The organism is Nocardia sp. NPDC049149, assembly GCF_043197455.1.
Taxonomy (GTDB): Bacteria; Actinomycetota; Actinomycetes; order Mycobacteriales; family Mycobacteriaceae; genus Nocardia.
The window spans coordinates 64,543-81,424 of the sequence record NZ_JBICTD010000006.1 but is presented as its reverse complement, the minus strand read 5'-3'; the positions used below and the strand labels follow the sequence as shown (position 1 = coordinate 81,424).

At 68.1% G+C, this 16,882-nt stretch carries 13 protein-coding genes; 4 read left to right on the top strand and 9 right to left on the bottom strand.

Translation table 11 applies throughout. The features are described from left to right. Positions 1-177: 177 nt before the first annotated feature. Positions 178-1,401: an aspartate aminotransferase family protein gene (locus tag ACGFNJ_RS24605; RefSeq protein WP_393452492.1), complete on the bottom strand. Its 1,224-nt coding sequence runs from the start codon at positions 1,399-1,401 to the stop codon at positions 178-180. Between the two features lie 225 nt (positions 1,402-1,626). Then, positions 1,627-2,253, bottom strand: coding sequence for a Pr6Pr family membrane protein (locus ACGFNJ_RS24600; protein WP_393452489.1), 627 nt, complete (start codon positions 2,251-2,253; stop codon positions 1,627-1,629). Positions 2,254-2,380: 127 nt separating this feature from the next. On the opposite strand from ACGFNJ_RS24600, the gene hrpA reads away from it, so the two are divergent. Further along, positions 2,381-6,607 (top strand): ATP-dependent RNA helicase HrpA, encoded by a 4,227-nt coding sequence (hrpA, locus tag ACGFNJ_RS24595; RefSeq protein ID WP_393452486.1) that lies wholly within the window; start codon positions 2,381-2,383, stop codon positions 6,605-6,607. 139 nt (positions 6,608-6,746) lie between these two features. On the opposite strand, the gene nrdR is transcribed toward hrpA, so the two are convergent. The 3 genes from nrdR to ACGFNJ_RS24580 all read right to left on the bottom strand — a co-directional run bounded on the left by nrdR (position 6,747) and on the right by ACGFNJ_RS24580 (position 9,390). After that, positions 6,747-7,223 carry a transcriptional regulator NrdR gene (gene nrdR / locus ACGFNJ_RS24590; protein ID WP_069160110.1) on the bottom strand — a complete coding sequence of 159 codons (477 nt, stop codon included), beginning with the start codon at positions 7,221-7,223 and terminating at the stop codon, positions 6,747-6,749. A 263-nt stretch (positions 7,224-7,486) separates the two neighbouring features. Next, positions 7,487-8,743 (bottom strand): hypothetical protein, encoded by a 1,257-nt coding sequence (locus ACGFNJ_RS24585; protein WP_393452481.1) that lies wholly within the window; start codon positions 8,741-8,743, stop codon positions 7,487-7,489. Between the two features lie 125 nt (positions 8,744-8,868). After that, positions 8,869-9,390: a hypothetical protein gene (locus ACGFNJ_RS24580; protein WP_393452478.1), complete on the bottom strand. Its 522-nt coding sequence runs from the start codon at positions 9,388-9,390 to the stop codon at positions 8,869-8,871. 370 nt (positions 9,391-9,760) lie between these two features. On the opposite strand from ACGFNJ_RS24580, the gene lexA reads away from it, so the two are divergent. The 3 genes from lexA (at position 9,761) to ACGFNJ_RS24565 (ending at position 13,317) form a co-directional block, all read left to right on the top strand. After that, positions 9,761-10,417, top strand: a complete 657-nt coding sequence (lexA, locus tag ACGFNJ_RS24575) for a transcriptional repressor LexA (protein ID WP_393454123.1) — start codon at positions 9,761-9,763, stop codon at positions 10,415-10,417. 122 nt (positions 10,418-10,539) lie between these two features. Beyond that, complete coding sequence (locus tag ACGFNJ_RS24570) at positions 10,540-12,705, top strand: ArnT family glycosyltransferase (RefSeq protein ID WP_393452475.1); 2,166 nt, start codon at positions 10,540-10,542, stop codon at positions 12,703-12,705. Between the two features lie 159 nt (positions 12,706-12,864). Beyond that, complete coding sequence (locus ACGFNJ_RS24565; protein WP_393452472.1) at positions 12,865-13,317, top strand: pyridoxamine 5'-phosphate oxidase family protein; 453 nt, start codon at positions 12,865-12,867, stop codon at positions 13,315-13,317. Positions 13,318-13,551: 234 nt separating this feature from the next. Here ACGFNJ_RS24565 and ACGFNJ_RS24560 read toward each other — a convergent pair whose 3' ends face one another. Genes ACGFNJ_RS24560 through ACGFNJ_RS24545 form a run of 4 tightly spaced genes read right to left on the bottom strand, consistent with a single transcriptional unit; the run spans position 13,552 to position 16,872 of the window. Next, positions 13,552-14,283 (bottom strand): DUF6390 family protein, encoded by a 732-nt coding sequence (locus ACGFNJ_RS24560; protein ID WP_393452469.1) that lies wholly within the window; start codon positions 14,281-14,283, stop codon positions 13,552-13,554. A gap of 51 nt (positions 14,284-14,334) precedes the next feature. After that, positions 14,335-15,414, bottom strand: a complete 1,080-nt coding sequence (gene hypE, locus ACGFNJ_RS24555) for a hydrogenase expression/formation protein HypE (RefSeq protein ID WP_393452466.1) — start codon at positions 15,412-15,414, stop codon at positions 14,335-14,337. Then, positions 15,407-16,519 carry a hydrogenase formation protein HypD gene (gene hypD, locus ACGFNJ_RS24550; protein ID WP_393452463.1) on the bottom strand — a complete coding sequence of 371 codons (1,113 nt, stop codon included), beginning with the start codon at positions 16,517-16,519 and terminating at the stop codon, positions 15,407-15,409. Before hypD ends, hypE begins: the two co-directional genes overlap by 8 nt. After that, positions 16,516-16,872 carry a HypC/HybG/HupF family hydrogenase formation chaperone gene (locus tag ACGFNJ_RS24545; RefSeq protein WP_393452460.1) on the bottom strand — a complete coding sequence of 119 codons (357 nt, stop codon included), beginning with the start codon at positions 16,870-16,872 and terminating at the stop codon, positions 16,516-16,518. Before ACGFNJ_RS24545 ends, hypD begins: the two co-directional genes overlap by 4 nt. Between the last annotated feature and the right edge of the window lie 10 nt (positions 16,873-16,882).

Here is a 16,882-nt window from a genome sequence, read left to right as displayed (position 1 = left end):
TCTCGACGGTTGTCCCGCACCGATTGCAGTGCGGGACAACAGCGTCTGATCGGCCCAGGAAGCAGGCGGTCGGTCCAACAGAAGCGGTCCGCCCAACACGAGTACCCAGGACCCGTGGTGCTCAGCCCAGCACGCGAGGCTCAGCCCGACGCGGACGGTCAGCCCTGCACGAGAGCCTCAGCCCAGCGCGCGGGTGAATCCGTCGACCAACTCACCGACCTGATCGTCCGTCATCACGAACGACGGCGAGATCTGCATCGCACCCTGTCCCGCCGCACGCCCCGAAATACCGTGCGCCCGCAAGGTTTTCACGAACGGCAACCCTTCGGCGGGATCGACGAGCTGGACCGCAGCCACGGCACCGAGCCCACTGCGCACCTCGGCGACCCGAGGATGCTCGGCCAGCGGCGCGAGCCGCTCGTGCAGGGTCCGCTCCAGCCGCGCCGACTCGGCGAGCAGATTCTCCCGCTCGACAATGTCGAGGTTGGCCAGCGCCGCGGCGGCCGCACCCGCGTGCCCGCCGTAGGTGTACCCGTGCCGCCACCACACGCCGCCACTGAAGAACGGCTCGGCGATGTGCGGCGCGATGAAGACCGCACCCATCGGCAGGTAGCCGGAGGTGAGTCCCTTGGCGGTGGTCATCAGGTCCGGCTCGAGGCCGAATCGCGAAGAGGCGAACCAGGATCCACCGATGCGCCCGAAGCCGGTCACCACCTCGTCGGCGACGAACAGGATGTCGTGATCGCGGCAGATCTGCCTGACCTCGGCGAGGTAGCCGTCCGGCGGCAGGTAGATGCCGCCCGCGCCGATGATGGGTTCGCAGAAGAACGCGGCGATCCGCTCGGCGCCGAGCTCCTCGATCAGCGTGAGCAGCGCCTTCGGGTTGTCCCATTCGATGGTGCGCGCGTCGGCCATCAGCTCGCCGTAGCCCTCACGGTTCACCGGGATGCCTGCCAGCGCGGTACCGGCGACGTGCATGCCGTGATAGGCCTTCTGTCGCCCGACCACGATCGTCTTGTCCGGTCTGCCGAGCTCGTGCCAGTAGCGGCGGGCCAGCTTGGCGGCGGTGTCCACCGAGTCCGAGCCGCCGGAGGTGAAGAAGATCTTGCTGCCTGGCACCGGCGCCAGCGCGGACAGCCGCTCGGCGAGCTGCTGGGTGGCCGGTTCGGTGAAGTCACCGAAGTTGGAGTAGTGCGCGATCTGGCGCAGCTGCGCGGCGACCGCGTCGGCGATCTCGCCGCGGCCGTGGCCGACGTTGGTGAACCACAGGCCCGCGGTCGCGTCCAGGTAGCGGTTGCCAGCGGCGTCGTAGATGTAGGCGCCCTCGCCACGGGCGACGACGAACGCGCCGTCCCGCTCGACCGCACCCATGTCGGCAAATCCGTGCCATAGCGAGTTCATGTGTCCACCTTTACCGGAGGAAAGTGTCCTCCTCCGAATCGGCCCCACCCCTGTCCCCGACGGATTCCGACCCAACCAGCCCAAACCCAGTCGTCCACGCCACCGGGTATGGCCAGCGACACTCCTGCGTCGCCGTCGAATGAGGCCTGGTCGGAGCCCCCTCAGGACCGCTCCCTTCGACAGCGATGCGGGTGTCCGACTGTGCTCCGGGCCGATCGATGCCGCTCATGGCGTCCGGCGCCGGGCCAGGCCGCCGACCGCGGCGATCGCGATGGCGAGCAGCGTGAAGACACCGAGCAGCACGATCAGTCCGATCGCCAGCGAGATCCAGCCGTTGATCCGCGGATCCATGAAGGGATACGGATACCAGTCGACCATCGGCCCACGGACCAGCGTGTAGACGCCATAGATCACCGGATACACCAACCAGCTGGTGACGAGCCGTGGCGAGAGCTCCACCCGCGCGCGAGCCGGGACGAGCACCCAGTCGGCCACCAGCACGATCGGCAGCACCCGGTGCAGGATGTCGTTGATCCAGCGATCGGTGAGCATCACGTCGATATTGGCCAGCAGCACCGCGTAGACGACGCCGGTGATGAGCAGATAGAGCGTGCTCGCGCCGCGTATCGCCTGCCAGCGACGCCCCTGCGGGTCGGCGAGGCCGCCGAGCAGCAGCACCAGGACGCCGAGCACGTTCGATTGAATCGTGAAGTAGCTGAAGTAATTTCCCGGGGAGAACGCGGACTCGTGCAGGTTGCGCAGCGGGATCCAGGCCAGCGCGACGATGCCGAGCACACCGAAGGCGACCCGAAGGCCGCGATACACCCAAGCCGTGCCCGAATCGGGGTTCATGGCCCGATCCTCGCATATCAATACCCATTGACCTGGGATGACAAGATTGGCGGCACACTGGTGGCTACCGGACAGCACCGCCTGACGGAAAACCCAGTTGCCGCCCTTCGCTACGCTTATCACTGCAATGACCAGGACAGCTGACACCGGACCCCGCGAGCTCCGCACCCGCCTGGCGAATCTCTCCCTCCGCGACGAGTACCGGCTGCGACGCCGACTCGACCGGGCCCGCGGCGACGACCTCGACGCGGTCGCGAGCGAGATCGCCACCGCGGAACTGCGCATCGACGCACGTCGTGCCGCGGTGCCGCAGATCCGCTACCCCGAGCAACTGCCGGTCACGCAGCGCCGCGACGACATCGCCGCCGCCATCGCCGCACATCAGGTGGTGATCGTGGCCGGCGAGACCGGTTCGGGTAAGACCACCCAGATCCCCAAGATCTGCCTGGAACTCGGCCGCGGCATCCGCGGCACCATCGGTCACACCCAGCCGCGCAGGCTGGCCGCGCGCACGGTCGCCGAACGCATCGCCGAGGAGCTCGACACCGAACTCGGTGACGTCGTCGGCTATACGGTCCGTTTCACCGATCACGCCTCGGACCGGACGCTGATCAAGCTGATGACCGACGGCATCCTGCTCGCCGAGATCCAGCGCGACCGGCTGCTGCGCCGCTACGACACGATCATCATCGACGAGGCGCACGAACGCAGTCTCAATATCGACTTCCTGCTGGGCTATCTCAAACAGCTGTTGCCGCGCCGCCCCGATCTCAAGGTGATCATCACCTCGGCGACCATCGACCCGGAGCTGTTCGCCAGGCACTTCGCCGACGAAAAGGGCACTCCCGCACCGATTGTCGAGGTGTCGGGCCGGTCCTATCCGGTGGAGTTGCGGTATCGCCCGCTGTCGCTGGAGCTGCCCGGCGCCGCGGACGAAGACGACGAGGACACCAGGGTGGTCGACCGCGACCCGGTCGACGCCATCGGCGACGCGGTCACCGAACTGTTCGCCGAGGGGGACGGCGATGTGCTGGTCTTCCTGTCGGGCGAACGCGAAATCCGGGACGCCGCAGACGCTTTGCGCGACCTGAAGCTGCCGCGCACCGAGATCCTTCCGCTGTACGCGCGGCTGTCCACCGCCGAGCAGCATCGGGTGTTCGCGCCGCATCCCGGCCGCCGGGTCGTGCTGGCCACCAATGTCGCCGAGACCTCGCTGACGGTGCCGGGCATCCGGTACGTGGTCGACCCGGGAACCGCGCGCATCTCGCGGTATTCAATGCGCACCAAGGTGCAGCGGCTGCCGATCGAGCCGGTCTCCCAGGCGTCGGCCCGGCAGCGCGCGGGCCGCTGCGGACGCGTCGCCGACGGTATTTGCATCCGGTTGTACTCCGAGGACGACTTCGATTCCCGGCCCGCGTTCACCGAACCGGAGATCCTGCGCACCAACCTTGCCGCCGTCATCCTGCAGATGACCGCGCTCGGCCTCGGCGATATCGAGAACTTCCCGTTCGTGGAGGCGCCGGACAAGCGTGCGATCCGCGACGGCATCGCACTGCTGGAAGAACTCGGCGCGCTGGGGCGGCGGACGGCAGAAGCAGCTCGGTCCGACGACACCGGACTCACGCTGACGCCGATCGGCCGGGACATGGCGCAGTTGCCCGTCGATCCGCGGATGGCGCGCATGCTCGTCGAGGCGCACCGCACCGGCTGCCTCGCGGAGGTGCTGATCATCGTTGCGGCATTGTCGATCCAGGATGTGCGCGAGCGTCCCGCCGACAACCAGCAGGCCGCCGACACCAAGCACGCCAGGTTCATTGTCGAGGGTTCGGACTTCCTCGCCTATCTCCGGCTGTGGGACTACCTGACCGAGCAGCGGAAGTCCCTGTCGTCCAACCAGTTCCGGCGGATGTGCCGCGACGAGTTCCTGCATTACCTGCGCATCAGGGAGTGGCAGGACCTACACGGGCAGCTGCGCACCATCACCAAGGGCCTCGGCTGGTCAGCCGAGGCCACGCCCGGCAGCGCCGAGGACGACGCCGCTACCTCCGAGCAGGCAGCGGGCCGTTCGCGCCGCGGGCGCTCCCGCGGCAAGGGTGGCGCGAGCGATCAGACCGGCAGGCAGCACGAGAGCGGTTCGCCCCGTGGACGGTCGGCGGGCGGCGAAGCGCCGAGCGGATCCCCGAACCAGAAGGGCGCCAACACCTCTCGCGGCCGTGCCGGCGAACAGTCCGGTCCGAAGCGCGGACGCGGCAACGCACCGCAGGCGGCGGACGGATCGGCGCTCGAATCCGACGGCATGCCATGGGATTCCGTCGGCATTCACCAGGCACTGCTGGCGGGCATGCTGTCCCACATCGGGGTGCGCGAGGCGGAGTCGCGGGAATTCCTCGGCGCCCGCAACGCGAAGTTCATGATCTTCCCCGGCTCGTCGCTGGCGAAGAAGGCGCCGCGCTGGGTGATGGCCGCCGAATTGGTGGAGACGTCCCGGCTGTGGGGTCGGATCGCCGCCAAGGTGGAGCCGGAGTGGGCCGAGCGCCTCGCGGGCGATCTGGTGAAACGCACCTATTCCGAGCCGCATTGGTCGACCAAGCGCGGCGCCGCGAGCGCCTACGAACGTGTCACGCTGTACGGCATCCCTCTGGTGACCGGCAGGCAGGTCGACTACGGCCGGATAGATCCCGAGCTGTCGCGCGAACTGTTCATCCGGCACGCACTGGTGCAGGGCGAATGGCAGACCCGCCACGAGTTCTTCCACCGCAACCGCGAATTGATCGACGATGTCGCCGACCTGGAGCATCGTGCCCGCCGCCGCGACATCCTCGTCGACGACGAGGTTCTGTTCGAGTTCTACGACAAGCGCCTGCCTGCCGACATCGTCTCGGTGCGCCACTTCGACAGCTGGTGGAAATCCGCGAAGCGCAAAGACCCCGCGCTGCTCGACTTCTCGACCTCGACCGTGGTCAACGAGGGCGCGGCAGTGCTTGACCCGGCAGCCTTCCCCGACGCGTGGCGGCAGGGCGAGCTGAGTTTCCCGCTCACCTATCAATTCGAGCCCGGTAATGAGGAAGACGGTGTCACCGTCCGCATCCCGGTCGAGCAGCTGGCCCATGTGCGGGCCGTCGGCTTCGACTGGCTGGTGCCAGGCATGCGGGACGAGCTGGCCGCCGCACTGATCAAGACCCTCCCGAAGGCGTTGCGGCGCAGCGTTGTTCCCGCACCGGATTTCGCGGCGGCGGCGCTGGCCGCGCTGACGCCGCGTGCCGAACCGCTGCGCACCGGGTTGGCGCGGGAGTTGTCGCGACTCGGATCGATCACGATCGACCCCGGTGACCTGGATCCGGCGGCCTTACCCGATCACCTGCGCATGACCTTCGCCGCCATCGACGCCGCGGGAACGACCCTGGCGCGCGGCAAGAGTCTGGCCGCATTGAAAACCCAGCTGGCCGACCAGGTTTCCGCGTCCGTCGCGCGGGCGACCGCGGGGGCGGAACGTGCCCCCGCCGCGGTCTGGACGTCGGAATCGCTCGGCACCGTTGCGCCGACGGTCCGGCGCGAGGTCGCCGGGCAGACCGTCACCGGATATCCCGCCCTGGTTCCGGAGGGCGAGGGGGTCGCCGTGCGAGTGCTCAGCTCGCCCGCCGCCCAGACCGCCGCGATGCGCGCCGGGACCCGCGCCCTCGTTCTGAACGCGTTACCGACCTCGGCCCGCACGGTCACCGCAGGCCTGCGACCCACGGAACGTCTTGCGCTGAGCCAGAATCCGTACGGATCGTTGGAGGCACTGGTCGAGGATTGCCGCACCGCTGCCGCCGACGAGCTCATCGCCGCCGCGGGCGGACCTGTGCACAATCCGGACGACTTCGCCGCGTTGGTCGCGAAGATCCGCCCCGACCTGACCTCCGCCGTCGCGCAGCTGGTTCGCCTCGTCGTCCCGATTCTGGCCGACGCACACCGGGTTTCGGCGGCACTGGCGAACACCGCCGAGCGCGACATCGCCGACGACGTCCGCGACCAGGTGGACAACCTGGTCTTCCCCGGCTTCGTCTCCGAATGGGGCAGCACCAGACTGCGCGAACTCCCCCGCTATCTCCAAGGCGCCGTCGCCCGTCTGGAAACCCTCCCCGGTTCCGCCGTGCGCGACCGCCAGAGCATGATCGAACTCGACCGCGCCATCGCCGCCTACGACCGTCTGGTGAACTCCCTGCCCGAGAACCGCCGCCACGCCGCCGCGGTAGCCGAAATCTGGTGGATGATCGAAGAATTCCGGATCAGCCTGTTCGCGCAGAAGCTCGGCACCCCATTCCCGGTGTCCGTCAAGCGGATAGAACGCGCCATCGCCGCGATCCGTAGATAGACGCGCCGTGCGGTGGCGGGCCGCTTGTCCCGGACGAGTGCCTCACTGACGACCGCCTCCGGCACCTCCCAGCCGTGGTGACCAGCTCGGATCGGACTACGTTGGGCCACATGGTTGTTGGCGCATATCGACCAGCTGACTACTCGGCGGGCACCATCGCTGCCGCGTCGGCGCGCGCCTGGCGCATCTCTTGAATCTCGCGTTCGAAATCCGCTGCGGAGGTGAAGGATCGGTAGACCGAGGCGAAGCGGAGGTAGGCGACCTCGTCGAGATCGCGCAGCGGGCCGAGGATTGCCAGGCCGACCTCGTGACTCGGCACCTCCGGAGATCCCTTGGCGCGCACGGCGTCTTCCACCTTCTGTGCGAGCAGGTTCAGGGCGTCGTCGTCGACTTCGCGTCCTTGGCAAGCGCGGCGGACACCACGAATTACCTTCTCCCTGCTGAACGGTTCGGTGACGCCGCTGCGTTTGACCACGGACAGGATCGCGGTTTCCACCGTGCTGAACCGCCGCCCGCAGTGCGGGCAGGCGCGGCGGCGGCGGATGGCCGCACCTTCGTCGGCCTCGCGCGAGTCCACGACCCGGGAGTCGGGGTGTCGGCAGTACGGGCAATGCATCCGAAAAGTCCTTCGTCGATGCGCGCGCTCGCGGCCGGCCCGGCAACCGATCGAGGTGACCGTCCCGGCGAGCACGTGTACAGGGGCCTAGACCCCGGCACCAGGTAGACCTCAGGCGATACGCGGAATACCTGCATAGCCCTTCGAGGATACCTGTCCGGATACTCAGGTTGTCTCACTCACCCTGGACCACGGGCTTCGCCCACCGGAAACTCCCGGCATAGATCACGCTATGTCGGGCGCATTCCCCGGCCGGCGCACGGCTATTCGCCGATCTGCCACTGTGAGGTCAGGTCGGCGATGAGCTCGGGCAGCCGAGGGACCAGTCGGCCACGAGCGAGCTTGTTCCAGAACGGCTCACCAAGCACGGCCGGGCCGAGCGCTGGGTTCAGTTCCAGGTCGACGTGGCGCGGGACGAGGTCGCCGATGAGGTAGGTCCAGCGTGGGTCGCGGTCGGCCCAATTGAAGTTGGGCAGCGGGGTGCGCAGCGTCAGGGTGCGGCCGCCGACCTCGGCGCGGACAGTGGTCGGGGCGAAGACGCCGGGCGCGAGCACACCAGGGACCGCGGCTTTGCCTGCGACCGTGCTCACATACGTGAGGACCCGGCCGATCGGCGCCCGGCCCGCCGCGGTCACGTCCCACTGGTCGGCGATCACGCGGTTCTGTTCGCGGTCGGTCATCCGGATCAGTGCGTCGATGAGGCCGTCCCGGGTGCCGCTCGCGATACCCTGCCACGCGGTGTGGATGTCGTCGTCGAGCACTCCCGCCTGGTACATCTCGTCGATGCCGCGTATCCCCAGTGCGACATAGGCTTCGTGCATCGGGACCAGGTCGGTGAAGATGTGCTTCTGCATGATCATCAGCCGGGTCTGGTACCAGGCGACATCCTCGGTGCTGAGCCGGGAGCCTTCGGTGGCGAGCAACCGGATGTCGTCGGGCAACACGCGCACCAATTCCTCGGGCGTGTTGCGTAGCAGATCGGCCACCGCGTTGCCGAGTTGGTTGATGCCCGGCACGTCGAGCACCACGCCCACGTCGCTCATGTCGAAGAACCCGGAGGCGAAGGAGCCGCCCGCGAGGCCTGCCAGCCCGGTCCAGTAGAAGTCGGGGCGCGAGGTGGTGAGCCGCAGATAGTTGACGTACACCTGGTTGAAGGTGCGCTCGTTGGCCCGCACCCCGCGCGCGGGATCCCAGGTCGCGAGGTCGATGCCCGCGTTGCGCGTCGAGACGACCAGCCAGTACTGATGCAGCAGTGTCGCGTACCGTCGCGGCGCCACCCCGTCGGCCCGCGCCTGCTCGAGCGCCGCGAACAACTCCGATTCGTCCAGTGGCAGTGCCGGATTCAGGCCACCACCACCCGCGCCGTCGCCGTTGACAGCGGGCAGATCCAGGTACGCGGCGTAGGTGGGCGCCGCCTGGGCGGCGGGCATCGCGCCGAAACCGATGACGAGACACAAACAGAGACAGGCGATCTGGGCGAGCGATCGGAGGGAGCGTCCGACGGTGACTAGGTGTGTCATGTGCGAAATGTCCTGAATTTCGTTCGCGGGCAAAGGTGTTGCCCAGGTCACGTTTTCAGCACAATAGCAACGGGTTATATCTTGTGATCAACAAATTCGGCCACGCTCCTGGCCGTTTCCCACGGTCAGCGCGGCGCCACAGCTCCGCCGGTCCACGAGCCTGCCGGGACCGAGTCGTCGGTCAGCGACTGTCCATCGACCACTGCGGGCACGGTGCCGGTGGTCGTCGACCCACCCCAGTCCCCCGCCCGCAAGTGCGCGAGCGTGATGAGCGCAGCAACCACGAGCGCACTCAGCAGCGCCGCAACGGCGAGCACGGCGAATCCGACCTGCGCCTGCTCGACCAGCTCGCCGGGATGCGCGCCACGCACCGGGCGGCGCACCGAAGTCCTTGTGCCACGGTCGTATGCGACGAGCGCACCGGCGGGTCGCGCGCCACGCGGGCGCCGGTCGACGACGGATCGATGCGCCACGTCCATGGTGCGCGACCGCGCGGTGCCGCGGTGCACGCGCGGGACGGTGTCGAAGCCGAGATCGTCCGCGGCGGCGACGTCGGCGGTGTCGAGCGGGCGCGGTGCGAGCGTCGCGCGGGCGGGGTGAATCGGCGTGTCGATGTCCGTGTCGATGTCGCTGATCGCAGTGCTCATCGGACAAACCTCCGTGGTGGGTGCTCCGTCTGTGTTCGAGCTGGGCCGGTCGAGCTGGGGGTTCTTCGGTGGTGTCATTTTCGTCTTGCTATTCGATCAGGTGTTCGAAGAACTGATGTTCGATTTCTACCACGGCCCACCGACAAAGTCAGCAGAAACGCCCGACACTCCTCGAACAGATGTTTGAAACATCGGCGCGACCGGACTAGATTCGAGAGACGAAATTCAGGACAGAGCTCGCACAGATATGCCGGGCGGCGGATCAGCCCGGACACAGCAAGGAAGGGCGGTTGTGGTGAGGCACACAGACGACACGGGCGACGAGAGCGAAGGCGGCGCCGACTCGGCGGTAACCGGGGCGGATCTCACCGTGCGTCAGCGCAAAGTGCTGGAGGTGATCCGATCCTCGGTGAGCGAACGTGGCTACCCGCCGAGCATCAGGGAAATCGGCGACGCCGTCGGACTGACGTCCACCTCCTCGGTGGCCCATCAGCTACGCGCCTTGGAGCGCAAGGGATTCCTGCGGCGCGACCCGAATCGTCCACGCGCCGTTGACGTCCGAGGCCTCGACGAAGTGGGGCGCGCGGTCACCAGCCTGCACGTCGCCGCCGTCGACGACACCGAAAGCGGCGTCGGCGATTCCGGCAGGCCGACACCGACGTTCGTTCCGGTCCTCGGCCGGATCGCCGCCGGTGGCCCGATCCTGGCCGAGCAGGCGGTGGAGGACGTGTTCCCGCTGCCTCGCGAGCTGGTCGGTGAAGGCTCGCTGTTCCTGCTGAAGGTCGTCGGTCAGTCGATGATCGACGCGGCGATCTGCGACGGCGACTGGGTGGTGGTGCGCCAGCAGAACGTCGCCGACAACGGTGACATCGTCGCCGCCATGATCGACGGCGAGGCGACGGTGAAGACGTTCAAGCGCACCGGCAAGGATGTCTGGCTGATGCCGCACAACCCGGTGTTCGAACCGATCCCCGGCAACGACGCGCAGGTTCTCGGCAAGGTCGTCACGGTCATTCGCAAGATCTGACCGCAGGCACGACACACGAACGGCCGCGCGGAGATCCGTGCGGCCGTTGTCGTTTGCGCTTCCGCGCCGAGCTCACAGCACATTGCCAGACAGCACCCAGGATCCTCACCGGTGCGCCGGTCATGCTTCCTGCGGTGACCACGATCAGCGCCGAACCGGCCCTGCCCGATGCGACCGACACCACCACCGCTCCCCCACCGGCGGGCCTGCTACCGGCTCGGCGCTGGGAGCGAGTGGGACTGGTCGCGCTCCTGATCGGCACCGCGGCGGCCTACCTATGGCACATCACCGTGAACGGCATGGGCAACAACTTCTACGCCGCTGCCGCCTGGGCAGGGTCGCGGAATTGGGAAGCGCTGCTGTTCGGGTCGCTCGACCCCGGCAACTTCATCACCGTCGACAAGCCACCGGTATCGCAATGGGTGATGGGCCTGTCCGGGCAGCTGTTCGGGTTCAGCAGTGCGAGCATGCTCGTCCCGCAGGCCTTGATGGCGGTCGCCGCGGTGGCGCTGCTCTATGCGGCGGTGACCCGGGCAACCGACAACCGGGGCGCCGGGCTGCTCGCAGGCGCGGTGCTCGCGGCGACTCCGGTAGTGGCGTTGATGTTCCGGTTCAACAACCCGGACGCGGTGATGGTGCTGCTGATGACCGCGGGCGCCTACTGCACGATCCGGGCGCTGCGCCACGCCAGTGCACGGTGGCTGATGTTGGCCGGGGTCGCGCTCGGCTTCGCCTTCCTCGCCAAGATGCTCGAAGGACTCATGGTGCTGCCCGCGTTGGCCATCGCCTACCTGCTCGTCGCGCCGACATCGCTGCGGGATCGGTTGTGGCACTTGCTCGGCGCTGCTGCGGCACTGATCGTGTCGTCCGGCTGGTATGTGCTGCTGACCATGCTGTGGCCCGCGTCGTCGCGCCCCTATCTGGCAGGCTCGACCAACAACACCTTCATGGATCTGGTGCTCGGCTATAACGGATTCGCACGCTTCCTCGGACAAAATCACCGGGGCGGCAACCATTTCGAGCTGCCACCCGGGTATGAAATGCCGCATGCGGCCGGCGCGGGCTTCGGTGGTTTCGGCGGGTTCGGTGGGTCGGGTCCGGATCGGATGTTCACCGGGGAAATCGGATTCGAGATTTCCTGGCTGCTGCCTGCCGCGCTGCTTGCCTTCGCCTTCGTGTTGGTATCCCGATGGCGGGCGCCGCGCACCGATCAACTGCGCGGTGCGACACTGGTTTTCGGCCTGTGGCTGGTGATCGACGGTGTGGCGTTCACCACTATGCAGGGTGGCATGCACGCGTACTACACGTTGGCGATCGGGCCTGCGGTGGCGGGGATGTTCGCGCTCGGCGTGTACGAGGCATGGCGACGGCGCGACGAAGCATTCGGCCGGATCGGTGCTGCTGCACTGGTTCTCGCGACCGGTGGCTGGGCCTTCGTGCTGTTGCAACGCAACGCCGAATGGTTGCCCTGGCTGCGCTGGACGCTGCTCGTCGTCGCTGTGCTCGCGGCGCTGGGGCTGCTTGCCGCCGCGTTCCCTGCGATGTCGCGCCGGGTGCCGACCCGGGCGGTCTCGGTGCTGGTGGTCGCGGGTGTCCTGGCCGGACTCGGCGGCACTTCCGCCTACGCGGCAGCCACCCTGCCACAGGAGCATGTCGGCGGAGGTCCGTCCGTCGGTCCCGCGAAGCCTGATAGACCGGGCACCGCAAATCAATTCCGCCGCGCCGTCACCGCGTTCATGGACGGCTCGACCGAACCGCAAGTGGCCGCGCTGCTCCGCGAAACGACCACGACTTGGTCGGCGGCGGTGGACCGGTCCTCGGTCGCCGCGAGCCTCGAATTGGCAAGCCGCACACCGGTGATCGCCATCGGTGGCTTCACCTCCGACGACCCGGTGCCGACCCTCGCCGATTTCGAGAACCTCGTCCGCACCCATCAGGTGACCTACTACCTCGCGCAAGAAGTCCAGCTGCCCGACTCCTGGAGGGTCACCGACCAACCGGGAGTCCTCACCGACCCCGGTCAACAACCAGCCGCCCGTCGCCAACAGCGTCAGGCGAACTCGGGCCAGCAACCACCCACGCCCGGGCAGCAGCCCGCCGATCCCGGTCAAACCCCGTCCTCGGACCCCGGCCAGCAAACACCTTCCGCCGGTCAACAGTCACCATCGACTCCCGGCCGCTGGCGCCCCTCCGGCAACAAGGACATCGCGAATTGGGTTGCCGCCCACTACACCCCGACCTATTACGGCAACGTCGCCGTATACAACCTCACCGACCCACCACACTGAACACCGACCAGACTCCCACCTCACACCAGGTGAGACCTTCTGACGAGCGGGACATTGCGGAGGCGACACGCCGTGAACACCTCCACCATGTCCCGCTCGTGAGCTCCGGACCGAGCGAACGGCCCGAATGTGTCGGTGGGCGGTGCGATGCTGGAGGCCGTGGCTACCTGGCTTGATTTCGAGAACGAGGCCCCGGAATTGGCGGCGGCGGTGAAGCGGCGGTTCCAGCAGCACGAGAGTCACGTGCTCGCGACCCTCCGCGCCGACGGCGCCCCGCGCGTGAGCGGCTCCGAAGTGGCCTTCCACGGCCCTGATCTGACCTTCGGCTCGATGCCCGACGCACGCAAGGCCCACGACCTGCAACGCGACGGCCGCTGCGCGATCCATGCGCATCCGGCCCCCGACGGTGACGCCAAAGTGTCCGGCACGGCCGTCGAACTCACCGACCCGGCCGCGCGCGAGGCGGCAGGCGCCGACCCGGCCGATACCTCGCACGCCTTCCGCCTCGACCTCACCGACGCCGTCCTCACCAGCGTCGACCAAGAGCAGGAACTCCTGATCGTCGAGCTGTGGCGACCAGGGCACGGCGTGCACGTCACCAAACGCCGCTGACACCATCGCACTGCTCATCGTCGGCTGGCGCATCGAAGGCGCCGCTCCCGACGGCGGCGACCATCACCGTGCACGGCCACCGACGGCCGCTGGCGCTACCTCGTCGACACACCGTTACTCCCGAGCCGGGCGGCTCGCATCAAGGCAAGCCAGTAGCTGGGCGGCCCGCCGAATCATCGTGGAGTCGATTCGGCGGGCGAGGAAGGTTTCGGTCCGGCCGCCAGACCGGTCGGCTCAGCGTGCGGCCGTGAGCCTGCGGTTGGTCACGTGCAGCTGGCGCAGGGTGCTCAACTCGAGGTCGTTGACCTGTGCAGACGTCAGATGGCCGCAGAGGCGATTCCAGTGCACGGCAACCTGGTCGCCAGGCGTCACATCGGGGACGGCGGAGTAGCCGTCGGTCCAGATCTCAGCGCGCCTCGGCTCCGGATCGGACAGGCTCAGCTCGCGGCCGTCCCAGCGCAGGCGGCGCGAGCTGAGCGTGATATCGGTTGGCGTGCAGTCGAGCACGGTGCCCCAGGAGATGCGGCAGCCGTCGAGCACCTGGCGCGGCTGGTCGCGGGCATCCCTGCCGAGCAGCCGCGTCCACGGATAGACGCCGAACACGTGGAAGCAGTGATTGGCGGCGGCCTCGGCGGCGAGATCCTCGGTCAGATGGGACCAGTAGTGCCCGGCGAGCGGGCCGATGACGGCGAGCAGTTCGGCCGCGAACGCGGCGGGGTCGAGCCGCGCGCCGACCCCGCCGCCGAGCCAATACGACTCCACCAGACGGTAATCCAGCGGGTCGCTGATCCCCGTCAGCCGGGACATCGCCCACAGATACGGCCATGCGCCGGAAAACTGCCTGGCCACCGCCCGCACGTCCGCGTCGGAGCCGCCGCGCAAGGCGACGGCCTCCGGCGGCCCGCAGAAGCCGAGCCGATTCGGGGCGTAGGCGTACCTGGCGAAGATCTCGGTGCCGTTGGTCACCTGGGTGATGGCGGGCTCCTCACTGTGTCGACGGATCGAACACCTTGTGCCTCAACAGATCCGGGGCAACTGCTCGCCCGCGGGGAGATCGACGACCCTGGTGCCGCCGAGCGCGGTGCGCGCGACAACCATGCCGGGATGCTCCTCGACGCAGACACCGATCGCGGCGGCACGCGCACCGAGCGGATGCTCGTGCATCGCGGCAAGCACCTGATCCGCCTCCTCCGGCGCGACGAAGGCGACGAGCTTGCCCTCGTTGGCCACATACATCGGGTCGAGGCCGAGCAGGCCGCAGGCGTCGCGCACCGCTGCGGGTACCGGCAACTTGCGTTCATCCAGTGCCACACCGACTTTCGCGGCGCGTGCGATCTCGTTGAGGGTCGCCGACACCCCGCCGCGGGTGGGGTCGCGCAGCACGTGCAGGTCGGCGCCGGTCGCCAGCATCGCGGCCACCAGACCGTTGAGCGGCGCGGTGTCGCTGCACACCGTTGTGCCGAACTCCAAGCCCTCCCGACAGCTCATCACCGCGACGCCGTGCACCCCGATATCGCCGCTGACCAGCACGACATCGCCCGGCCGTGCCCGCTGCGGGCGGATGTCGACCCCGGCATCGACCAGGCCGATCCCCGCGGTGTTGATGAAGATGCCGTCGCCGTGCCCGGCGTCGACCACCTTGGTGTCGCCGGTGACGAGGGTGACCCCGGCCGCCAACGCCGCCGTGCCGACCGCCTTCGCGACCTGGGCTATCTCGGCGAGTGCGGTGCCCTCCTCCAGGATGAACGCGGTGGACAGCACCATCGGGCGCGCCCCGGACATCGCGAGATCGTTGACCGTGCCGTTGACCGCGAGATCACCGATGGACCCGCCGGGGAACATCAGCGGCTTCACCACGAACGAGTCGGTGGAGAAGGCCAGCCGGACGCCGCCGAGCGTGATCACCGCGGAATCGCCGAGCCCCGCGTCGGCGGCCGCGCCGAAGGCGGGCAGGAACAGGTGCTCGATCAGCTCGCCGGACATCGCGCCGCCACCGCCGTGGCCCATCACGATGTTCGGGGAGTCCCGCAGGGGCATCGGGCACACCCAGCCCTCCATGTCGATGGTCGCCCCTGCGACGACCGTTTCGTCAGGCATGAGCAACCTCCGCAGGCAGATCGAGGCGGCGGTACAGGTAGTAGGCCGCGCAGGCGCCCTCGGACGACACCATGGTGGCGCCCAACGGGTTTCGCGGCGTGCACTCCTTGCCGAACGCGGCGCATTCGTGCGGCTTGATCAGGCCTTGCAGCACCTCGCCGGAGCGGCAGATCGACGACTCGTCGGTGTGGATGTCGGTGACCGAGAAGCGGAGTTCCGCGTCGTAGTCCCGGTAGCGCTCCGAGAGCTGCCAGCCGCTCTGCGGAATCACGCCGATCCCCCGCCAGGCGCGGTCGGTCACGTCGAAGACATCGCGCAGCATCGCCCGCGCGGCCGGGTTGCCGCCCGCGCGGACCGCGCGCGGATAGGCGTTCTCCAGTTCGTGGCGGCCTTCCTCGAGCTGAATCACCGTGCGGCGGATGCCTTCCAGGATGTCGAGCGGCTCGAACCCGGTCACCACCATCGGCACCTTGTACTTCTCGGCCAGCGGCGGATACTCCTCGGTGCCCATCACGCTGCAGACGTGTCCGGCGGCGAGGAACCCCTGCACCCGGCAGCTCGGCGACTCCATGATCGCCGCGATCGCGGGCGGGACGAGCACATGCGAGACCAGCAGCGAGAAGTTCTCGATACCAAGGCGTTTCGCCTGATACACGGTCATCGCATTGGCGGGCGCGGTGGTCTCGAAACCAATGCCGAAGAACACCACCTGGCGGTCCGGGTGCTGCCTGGCGATGTTCAGCGCGTCCAGCGGCGAGTAGACCACGCGCACGTCGCCGCCCTCGCTCTTCACCCGGAACAGGTCGTTCTTGCTGCCGGGCACGCGCAGCATGTCGCCGAACGAACAGAAGATCACCCCTGGCCTGGCGGCGATCTCCAATGCCTTGTCGATCACTTCGAGCGGGGTCACGCAGACCGGGCAGCCGGGGCCGTGGATCATTTCGATCTCGTTCGGCAACAGCTGATCGATGCCGTGCCGAATGATCGAATGGGTTTGCCCGCCACAGACTTCCATGATGGACCAGCGGCGGTTCGTCGCGGCGTGGATCTGGTCGAGCAGCTTCTTCGCCAGTTCCGGATTGCTGAACTCGTCGAGATACTTCATGACGTCACCTCTGTATCGGGTTGCGGCCGAGCAGGTTCGGCTGCCGAGGCCGTTGGGGCTGAGCGGGTGGGGTCGGCCAATCCGGCCTGCTTGGCGGCAAGCGCGAAACCGTCGCCGAATTCCTCGTTGAGCACGCCGAGGCGTTCGAACTCGGCCAGCGTTTTCAGCGCCGACTCCTCGTCGAGTCGCTGGATCGCGAACCCGACATGGACCACCACGTAGTCGCCCACCGCGGCGTCCGGGATGTATTCCAGACATACGTCTTTGTGCACACCGCCGAAGTCGACAACGGACATCAGAGTGCCGTCCCGCTCCTGCAGGTTGAGCACCTTTCCTGGGACTGCCAGGCACATCGTGCGCTCC

Excerpts from the sequence above, each read along its gene's own strand:
- ACGFNJ_RS24605 (WP_393452492.1), bottom strand. The coding sequence starts at position 1,401 with ATGAACTCGCTATGGCACGGATTTGCCGACATGGGTGCGGTCGAGCGG.
- ACGFNJ_RS24600 (WP_393452489.1), bottom strand. The coding sequence starts at position 2,253 with ATGAACCCCGATTCGGGCACGGCTTGGGTGTATCGCGGCCTTCGGGTC.
- hrpA (WP_393452486.1), top strand. The coding sequence starts at position 2,381 with ATGACCAGGACAGCTGACACCGGACCCCGCGAGCTCCGCACCCGCCTG.
- nrdR (WP_069160110.1), bottom strand. The coding sequence starts at position 7,223 with ATGCATTGCCCGTACTGCCGACACCCCGACTCCCGGGTCGTGGACTCG.
- ACGFNJ_RS24585 (WP_393452481.1), bottom strand. The coding sequence starts at position 8,743 with ATGACACACCTAGTCACCGTCGGACGCTCCCTCCGATCGCTCGCCCAG.
- ACGFNJ_RS24580 (WP_393452478.1), bottom strand. The coding sequence starts at position 9,390 with ATGAGCACTGCGATCAGCGACATCGACACGGACATCGACACGCCGATT.
- ACGFNJ_RS24570 (WP_393452475.1), top strand. The coding sequence starts at position 10,540 with ATGCTTCCTGCGGTGACCACGATCAGCGCCGAACCGGCCCTGCCCGAT.
- hypE (WP_393452466.1), bottom strand. The coding sequence starts at position 15,414 with ATGCCTGACGAAACGGTCGTCGCAGGGGCGACCATCGACATGGAGGGC.
- hypD (WP_393452463.1), bottom strand. The coding sequence starts at position 16,519 with ATGAAGTATCTCGACGAGTTCAGCAATCCGGAACTGGCGAAGAAGCTG.
- ACGFNJ_RS24545 (WP_393452460.1), bottom strand. The coding sequence starts at position 16,872 with ATGTGCCTGGCAGTCCCAGGAAAGGTGCTCAACCTGCAGGAGCGGGAC.